We start from the raw sequence: 7,309 nt of genomic DNA, 5'->3' as shown, positions 1-7,309 counted from the left end.
GAAGGGGGCGCCCCGAGCCGGGGCGCCCCCTTCCGCGTTCTCCCCGGTACCGCCTCAGCCCTTGACCGCTCCCGCGGTCAGGCCCTCGGTGATGTAGCGCTGGAGGAACCAGAACACCGCCAGGGTGGGCAGGGACAGCATGATGGCGCCCACCGCGAACATCCCGAAGTTCGCGTTGCGCTGCGAGGCCACCAGCTGGTAGAGCCCCAGGCCCAGCGTCTTGGCGTCGGTGTCGCGCAGGAACACGCTCGCCATCAGGAACTCGTTGATGGTGGAGATGAACACCAGCAGGCCCACGATCGCCAGCACCGGTGTGACCAGCGGCAGCATGATCCGGAAGAACACCTGCGCGTGCGAGGCCCCGTCCATCTGCGCGGACTCGTCCAGCTCCTTCGGCACGGTGTCGAAGAAGCCCTTCATCAGCCACGTGTTGATGCTCAGCGCGCCGCCCAGGTAGACCAGCAGCAGCCCCCACCGGGTGTCGAAGCCGATCGCCGGGTAGTACTCGCCGATCGTGGAGAACATCAGGTAGATCGCCACGATCGCCAGGAACTGCGGGAACATCTGGATCACCAGCAGCCCGATCAGCCCCACCCGGCGGCCCCGGAAGCGCATGCGGCTGAACGCGTACGCGGCCAGTGCCGACAGCAGCACCGTCACGGCGGCGTTGGTGAAGGCGAAGAACAGCGAGTTCGCGTACCAGGTGGTGAACGGGGTGTTGCTGAACAGGTCGACGGCGTTGTCCAGACTGGCCCCGGTCGGCCACAGCTGCGCGCTGGACAGCGTGCCCAGCGGGTTGAGCGCCGCCGACACCACGAACAGCACAGGGAAGAGCGCGAACGCCACGACCACCAGCATCACCACGTGGCGCCAGCCGTACCTGCGGGCCCACAGGCCCAGACGGACTCCGGTACCGCGCCGGTGGGGGGCGCGTACCGCGTCCGGGGTTGCGACCGCCATCAGTCCACCTCCTTGAGGGCCTTGCTCCTGCTGAGGCTGACCACCGACATCACCGACACGATCAGGAAGATCATCACCGACAGCGCCGCCGCGTACCCGTATTGGGCGGTGGCCTCGTTGAAGGCGAGCCGGTAGGTGTAGGTGATGAGCAGGTCCGTGGCACCGGCCGTCGGGCTCTCCGGGGAGAAGGGGCCGCCCTGGGTGATCAGCCACACCGCGTTGAAGTTGTTGAAGTTGAACGCGAACGTCGAGACCAGGATCGGCGTCATCGCCACCATCAGGAGCGGCAGGGTGACGTTGCGGAAGGCCTGCCAGGGGCCCGCGCCGTCGATCTGCGCGGCCTGGCCCAGCTCGCGCGGGACGGCCTGGAGGGCTCCCGTGGCCACCAGGAACATGTACGGGTAGCCCAGCCAGACGTTGGCCAGGATCACCGCCGCCCGGGCCGACCAGGCGTCGCCCAGCCAGTCCACCTCCAGGCCGAGCACCCGGTTGAACAGGCCGAAGTCGGTGTTGAACATGTCCCGCCACAGCAGGAACATCGCCAGCGAGCTCATCGCGTACGGCAGGACCACCAGGATCCGGTACACGACCCTGCCGCGCAGCCTGGGCACGTGCAGGGTGAGCGCGATCGCCAGGCCCACCACGAACACCAGGAAGGTGACGGAGGCGGCGAAGGCGATGTTCCACACCAGGATGCTGAAGAACGACGACGCGAAGGTCGGGTTGAACAGGAAGCGGGCGAAGTTGTCGAAGCCCACGCCGACCTGCCAGCCCTGGGCGAGCCGCTCCCCGTCCTCGTCGTAGAACGCGCCGCGCTCGTTGTCCGCGTGGTAGACGATCCCGGTCCCGGCGTCGGTGACGCAGTCGCACCCGGCGTCGTAGGCGCGGGTCGCGGTCCCCTCGAAGGCGGTGGACAGGCCGCTGGAGCGGATGCCCGTGCCGCTGCCGGTGGGCACCGCGAACGCCTGGAGCTCGTCGCTGCGGGCGTTGACCTGGGTGGGGGACAGGATCGTGTACCCGAAGGCCTCGGCGACCTTGCCCGAGGGCTCCACGGTCGCGCCGTCGAGCTCGGTGAGCCCCTCCTCGGTTCCGGCGTAGGCCCGGCCCTCGGGGTCGGTGAGCAGGAAGACCAGCTCACCGGTCTCGGGCGAGCCGGTGACCGCCACGGTCAGGGTGTACTCCTGGGCCCCGTCCGGGCTGCTCACCGAGTAGGCCTCGATGGAGGCGATGGCCTGTTCCTTGTCGCCCCGGTGGCCGTCGCTGAGGTTGGTCACCGAGGTGCTCATCGTGTAGAGCACCGGCAGGATCTGGAAGGTGAGCAGGAACAGCACGCCCGGGACCAGGTACTTGACCGGGACGGTGCGCTTGGACAGGTAGACCCAGTAGACGAGGCCGACCACGGCCACGACCAGGCCGATGCCCCACCAGCTGCCCGCCACGTACAGGGGCAGCACCGCCCACACGCCCAGGGCGGTGAACAGGCCCAGCAGGGCGATCTTGACCAGCTGCCCGGCCAGTGAACCGCTCCCGGCGAACCGGCCGCCCGGCAGGGGCGTGCGGGCGGGCGCCCCCGGTGAGGGAGCGCCCGCTGTCTTCTTGGACGCCACCGCTACTCGCCGATCTGCGAGGCGATCGTTTCGTGGGCGGCCTCCATGGCCTCGCGCACGTCCTCACCGGCGATGACGGCGGCCTGGGCGATGCCCAGCGGCTCCCACGTCTCGCCCATCTCCGGGATGGAGGGCATCGGCATGCCCTCGGCCCCGGCCTCGGAGATCGCGGCGATGGTGGGGTCGTCGGCCGAGACGCTCTCCAGGGCCTCGGTCTGCACCGGCATGCGGGGGTCGGCCTCGTAGAGGCTGAGGACGAAGTCGGTGTCGGTGACGTAGTTGGTCACGAACTCCTGGGCCAGGGCGCTGTTGGCGCTGCCCTCGGTGACGAAGAACGCCTGGTAGCCGATGTAGGGGCTGGCGGGCTCCTCGCCCTCGAAGCCGGGGATGGGGCTGATCTCGTAGTTGACGCCCGCCTCGTTGGCGTCGGCGACGTTCCACGGACCCGCGACGAAGAAGGGGGCCTCGCCCTCGTAGAACAGGGAGGCGTCGTTCTCCAGGGTGATGGAGCGGCGCAGCACGCCCTCCCCGGCCTCGCCGTACTCGGCGACCTTCTCCATGGCCGCGATGGACTCGTCGGTGCCCACGCCCAGGTCGGTCGGGTCCCAGTTGCCCTCCTCGTCCTGGCCGAAGAGGTAGCCGCCCGCGGAGGTGAACAGGGCGTTCATCCGGTAGGGGTCGCCCTCCTGGCCCACGGCCATGGACAGGACCTCGCTGGTCTCACCGGAGTCCTTGAGCTCGGTGCCGACCTCGACCATCTCCTCGAAGGTCGCGGGGGCGTCCGGCGCCAGGTCGGTGTTGCGCATGAGGAAGATGTTCTCCTGGGAGTAGGGAACACCGAAGAGCTGGCCGTCGTAGTTGAGGGCCTGCAACGAGGTCTCGTCCAGGCCGGAGGCGCGGTCCTGGGGCAGCTCGATGGGCTGGACGGCGCCGTTGCGCACGAGGTTGCCCGTCCAGTCGTGGGCGCCGATGAAGACGTCGGGGGCGTTTCCGGCCTGGTGGGCGTTGAGCACGTCGCCCTGGATGTCGCCGAAGGTCAGGCCCTGGACCTCGACCTCGATGCCGTTGGCCTCGGCGAACTCCTGGGCGGCCGCCTTGATGGCGTCGGCGCGCTCGGGGTCGGACCAGATGACGAGGCTGCCCTCGGCGGCGGCCTCCCCGCCCTCGTCGCCACCACTGCACGCGGTCGCCATCAGTGCGATCGCGGCGATGCCCGTGACCGCTCGTGCGCTGCGGAATCTCATGCTGTCTTCCTTCCGGGAGGCCGTGCTGAGGAGGTCGCGCATGCGTTCCGGCCGTCGAGGGCATGCGTGGTGATGTGACGCTAGCAATAACTTGCAAGCTTTGAAAGAGTTTGCGGATCTCCCGCATAAAGATGTGGAAACGCCACGGAAACGGGCGCGTGACATCGTGCGCTGGGTAGCGGTGCGGTGACCGTTCGCTGATAGATCCTGTGATGGGCAGCGATTTCGTAACACCATTGAACACGCCGTCGCGGACCACTCGAACCCGGTTCGGGTCCGGCCCGCCGCAGGGTGTCGGCGGGGAGCCTCCTCTGGAGGCGCGCCGCAGGGGGTGGGGCGGAGCGTGCCGGCGACGGCGTCCGGGCACCCGTGGGGCGCGGGCTGGTGGCGCGCCGCAGGGGGCGGGCCCTCAGGGCGACCTCAGCCAGGCACCGGTAAAGCGTGCGGGTTCCACGCCAGCCCCGGGGGAGCGGGCGGTCGTGGTGGGCACGGGCGGCGACGGTCAGCGCTGGGATGCGGTGGCCGGCTGGGAGCACGTTCGCCCAGCGAGCTTGCCGAAGGAGATCCCCGCGCCAGCAGGACGGTGCTGACCGGCACCGGCCCGCACCGCGCGCGGTGCCGGACCCCGTGTCCGGCACCGCACGCGCGGGCTCAGCCGCTCAGCCCTTCAGCCGCTCAACCGCTCAGCCGCGCAGCCACACCGCCGTCTCGGCGGGCAGGCTCAGGGTGCCTCCGGCGGGCTCGCCGACCGGACCGCTGGCCACGAGCACCTCGCCGTCGGCAGCCAGCTCCACGGCCTCCCCGGTGAGGTTCACCGCGACGCGCACACCCGGCTCACGCTCGAAGTACAGCACGCCGCCGGGCGCGTCCAGCCAGGCCATCGAGCCGTCGCCGAGCGCGTCCAGCTCCCGGCGCAGGCGCAGCGCCTTCGTGTACAGCTCCAGCGTGGAGCCCTCCACCCCGCGCTGGGCGGCGCGCGACAGGGCGCCCCAGCCCTCGGGCATCGGCAGCCACGGAACGCTGCCCTCGGGGCCGAACCCGTACGGCGCCTGGTCGCCGCCCCACGGCAGCGGCACCCGGCAGCCGTCCCGGCCGCGGTCGGTGCGGCCCGAACGCTCCCAGGTCGGGTCCTGCAGCGAGTCCTCGGGCAGGTCGGTGACCTCGGGCAGTCCCAGCTCCTCGCCCTGGTACAGGTACACCGAACCCGGCAGGCCCAGCATCAGCAGCGTCGCCGCGCGCGCACGGCGCAGCCCCTGCTCACCGCCGCCGAAGCGGGTCACGTGGCGGGTCACGTCGTGGTTGGACAGCACCCACGTGGTGGTCGCGCCCACCGCGGTGTTGGCGGCCAGGGACACGTCGATGACCTCGCGCAGGCGCCCGGCGTCCCACGGCGCGGTCAGGTACTCGAAGTTGAACGCCTGGTGCAGTTCGTCCGGGCGCAGGTAGCGGGCCACCCGCTGGGCGTCCTCCACCCACGCCTCGGCCACCAGGGCGCGGTCGCCCGGGTACTCCGCGGCGATCCGCGCCCAGCGGCGGTAGATCTCGTGCACGCCGTCCTGGTCGAAGTAGGGCAGCGAGGTGCTGCCGTCGAGCATGTCGGCCTTGGCGTCCTCGGCGATGTCGGGCATCGCCGGGTCCTTGACCATGCCGTGCGCGACGTCGATGCGGAACCCGTCCACGCCCCGGTCCAGCCAGAAGCGCAGCACGTCGTCGAACTCGTCGTGCACCTCCTGGTTGGTCCAGTCGAAGTCGGGCTGCTCGGGGTCGAACAGGTGCAGGTACCACTGCTCGGGGGTGCCGTCGGGCCGCTTGAGGCGGGTCCAGGCCGGGCCGCCGAAGATCGACTTCCAGTTGTTCGGCGGCTCCTCCCCGTCGGGTCCCCTGCCGTCCCGGAAGACGTACCGCGAGCGGGCGTGCTCGCCGGGCTCGGCGGCCGCGGCCTCCTTGAACCACCGGTGGGCGGAGGAGGAGTGGTTGGGCACCACGTCGATGATCAGGCGGATGCCCATCCCGTGGGCGGTCTCCAGGAGGGCGTCGAAGTCCTCCAGGGTCCCGAAACGGGGATCGACGTCGCGGTAGTCGGCGACGTCGTAACCGCCGTCGGCGAGGGGGGAGACGTAGAACGGCGTCAGCCAGATCGCGTCCACGCCGAGTTCGGCCAGGTGGGGGAGGCGCTCGCGGATGCCGGCGAGGTCGCCCTCACCGTCACCGTTGGAGTCGGCGAAGCTGCGGACGTAGATCTGGTAGATCGCCGCGTCACGCCACCAGTGCGACTGAGGCTCCATCAGCGGGGGTCCTTCCCTGTGACGAGTGCAATTTCTTGCGCAAGATTACCGCCAATTTTCGGCCATGTGACGACGATCTCGACTAGAGTTGCGCCCATGGGTCCACGACTTGCCGACATCGCGCGGCACGCAGGCGTCAGCGAGGCCACCGTCTCGCGGGTGCTCAACGACAAGCCGGGCGTCGGCAGCGACACCCGCAAGGCCGTCCTGACGGCGCTGGACGTCCTCGGCTACGAGCGCCCCGCCCGGCTGCGGCAGCGCTCCGCCGGACTGGTCGGCATGGTCATACCCGAACTGGAGAACCCCGTCTTCCCGATGTTCGCCCAGGCGGCCGAGGGGGCGCTCGCCCAGCGCGGGTACACGCCGGTGCTGTGCACCCAGACCCCCGGCGGGATAACGGAGGACGAGTACGTGGAGCTGCTGCTGGAGCGCAACGTCTCCGGCATCCTCTTCGTCTCCGGGCGCCACGCCGACACCACCGCCCCCCACGAGCGCTACCACGCCCTGGTCTCGCGCAGACTCCCGATCGTGCTGGTCAACGGGTACGCCGACGCCATCCCCGCCGCCTTCATCTCCTGCGACGACCGGGAGGCCGGGCACCTGGCCGTCAACCACCTGGTCGCCCTCGGCCACACCCGCATCGGTTTCACCAGCGGCCCCGAGCGCTACGTTCCGGTCCGTCGCAAGCTCGACGGGTACCACCGGGCCCTGGCGCAGCACGGCCTGGACGGCGAGGACCTCGTGGAACTGTCGCTGTTCGGCGTGGAGGGCGGCCACGCCGCCGCCACCCGGCTGATCGAACGCGGCGTCACCGCCATGGTCTGCGGCTCGGACATGATGGCCCTGGGCGCCATCCGCGCCGCCCGCCAGCGCGGCCTGAGCGTCCCCCGGGACTTCTCGGTGGTGGGCTTCGACGACTCCCAGCTCATCGCCTTCACCGACCCCCCGCTGACCACCGTCCGGCAGCCGGTCAACGCCATGGCGCTGGCCGCCGTGCGCGCCCTGTGCGACGAGATCGCCGGACACCCCGTCTCCCACACCGAGTACGTCTTCGACCCCGAGCTGGTCGTCCGCGGCTCCACCGCCATCGCCCCCGCCAGGAACCACGCTCCCCTCACCCGGGTCGACGCCGCCCCCGCGCACGCCCGGGCGGAGCGCCCCCGGGTCTGACCGGGCCGTCCTCCCCACAGCCCTCCCCGCCTGATCCCCACAC

The 7,309-nt window shown here is 70.7% G+C and carries 5 protein-coding genes; 1 reads left to right on the top strand and 4 read right to left on the bottom strand.

The annotated features are described in order from the left end of the window. Positions 1-54: 54 nt before the first annotated feature. The 4 genes from DQW06_RS02345 to DQW06_RS02330 all read right to left on the bottom strand — a co-directional run bounded on the left by DQW06_RS02345 (position 55) and on the right by DQW06_RS02330 (position 6,096). Positions 55-960, bottom strand: coding sequence for a sugar ABC transporter permease (locus tag DQW06_RS02345; RefSeq protein WP_013151744.1), 906 nt, complete (start codon positions 958-960; stop codon positions 55-57). Beyond that, positions 960-2,567 (bottom strand): ABC transporter permease subunit, encoded by a 1,608-nt coding sequence (locus DQW06_RS02340; RefSeq protein ID WP_117197879.1) that lies wholly within the window; start codon positions 2,565-2,567, stop codon positions 960-962. The genes DQW06_RS02345 and DQW06_RS02340 overlap by 1 nt, the downstream gene beginning before the upstream one ends. A gap of 2 nt (positions 2,568-2,569) precedes the next feature. Beyond that, complete coding sequence (locus DQW06_RS02335) at positions 2,570-3,811, bottom strand: maltose ABC transporter substrate-binding protein (RefSeq protein ID WP_071623148.1); 1,242 nt, start codon at positions 3,809-3,811, stop codon at positions 2,570-2,572. Positions 3,812-4,494: 683 nt separating this feature from the next. Continuing rightward, entirely contained in the window at positions 4,495-6,096 is a 1,602-nt protein-coding gene (locus DQW06_RS02330) for a glycoside hydrolase family 13 protein (RefSeq protein WP_013151747.1), read from the bottom strand. A 96-nt stretch (positions 6,097-6,192) separates the two neighbouring features. Between DQW06_RS02330 and DQW06_RS02325 the strand changes: the two genes are divergently transcribed. Next, on the top strand, positions 6,193-7,266 hold the full coding sequence (locus DQW06_RS02325; RefSeq protein WP_071621567.1) for a LacI family DNA-binding transcriptional regulator: 1,074 nt from the start codon (positions 6,193-6,195) through the stop codon (positions 7,264-7,266). Positions 7,267-7,309: the final 43 nt, after the last annotated feature.

Source organism: Nocardiopsis sp. TNDT3 (assembly GCF_003427465.1).
Classification (GTDB): Bacteria; Actinomycetota; Actinomycetes; order Streptosporangiales; family Streptosporangiaceae; genus Nocardiopsis; species Nocardiopsis dassonvillei.
Note: the sequence above shows the minus strand (reverse complement) of the source record. Positions and strands in the feature narration are given on the sequence as shown.

Bases quoted from the DNA above. Each gene is read 5' to 3' on its own strand.
- DQW06_RS02345 (WP_013151744.1), bottom strand. From the start codon at position 960: ATGGCGGTCGCAACCCCGGACGCGGTACGCGCCCCCCACCGGCGCGGT.
- DQW06_RS02335 (WP_071623148.1), bottom strand. From the start codon at position 3,811: ATGAGATTCCGCAGCGCACGAGCGGTCACGGGCATCGCCGCGATCGCA.
- DQW06_RS02330 (WP_013151747.1), bottom strand. From the start codon at position 6,096: ATGGAGCCTCAGTCGCACTGGTGGCGTGACGCGGCGATCTACCAGATC.
- DQW06_RS02325 (WP_071621567.1), top strand. From the start codon at position 6,193: ATGGGTCCACGACTTGCCGACATCGCGCGGCACGCAGGCGTCAGCGAG.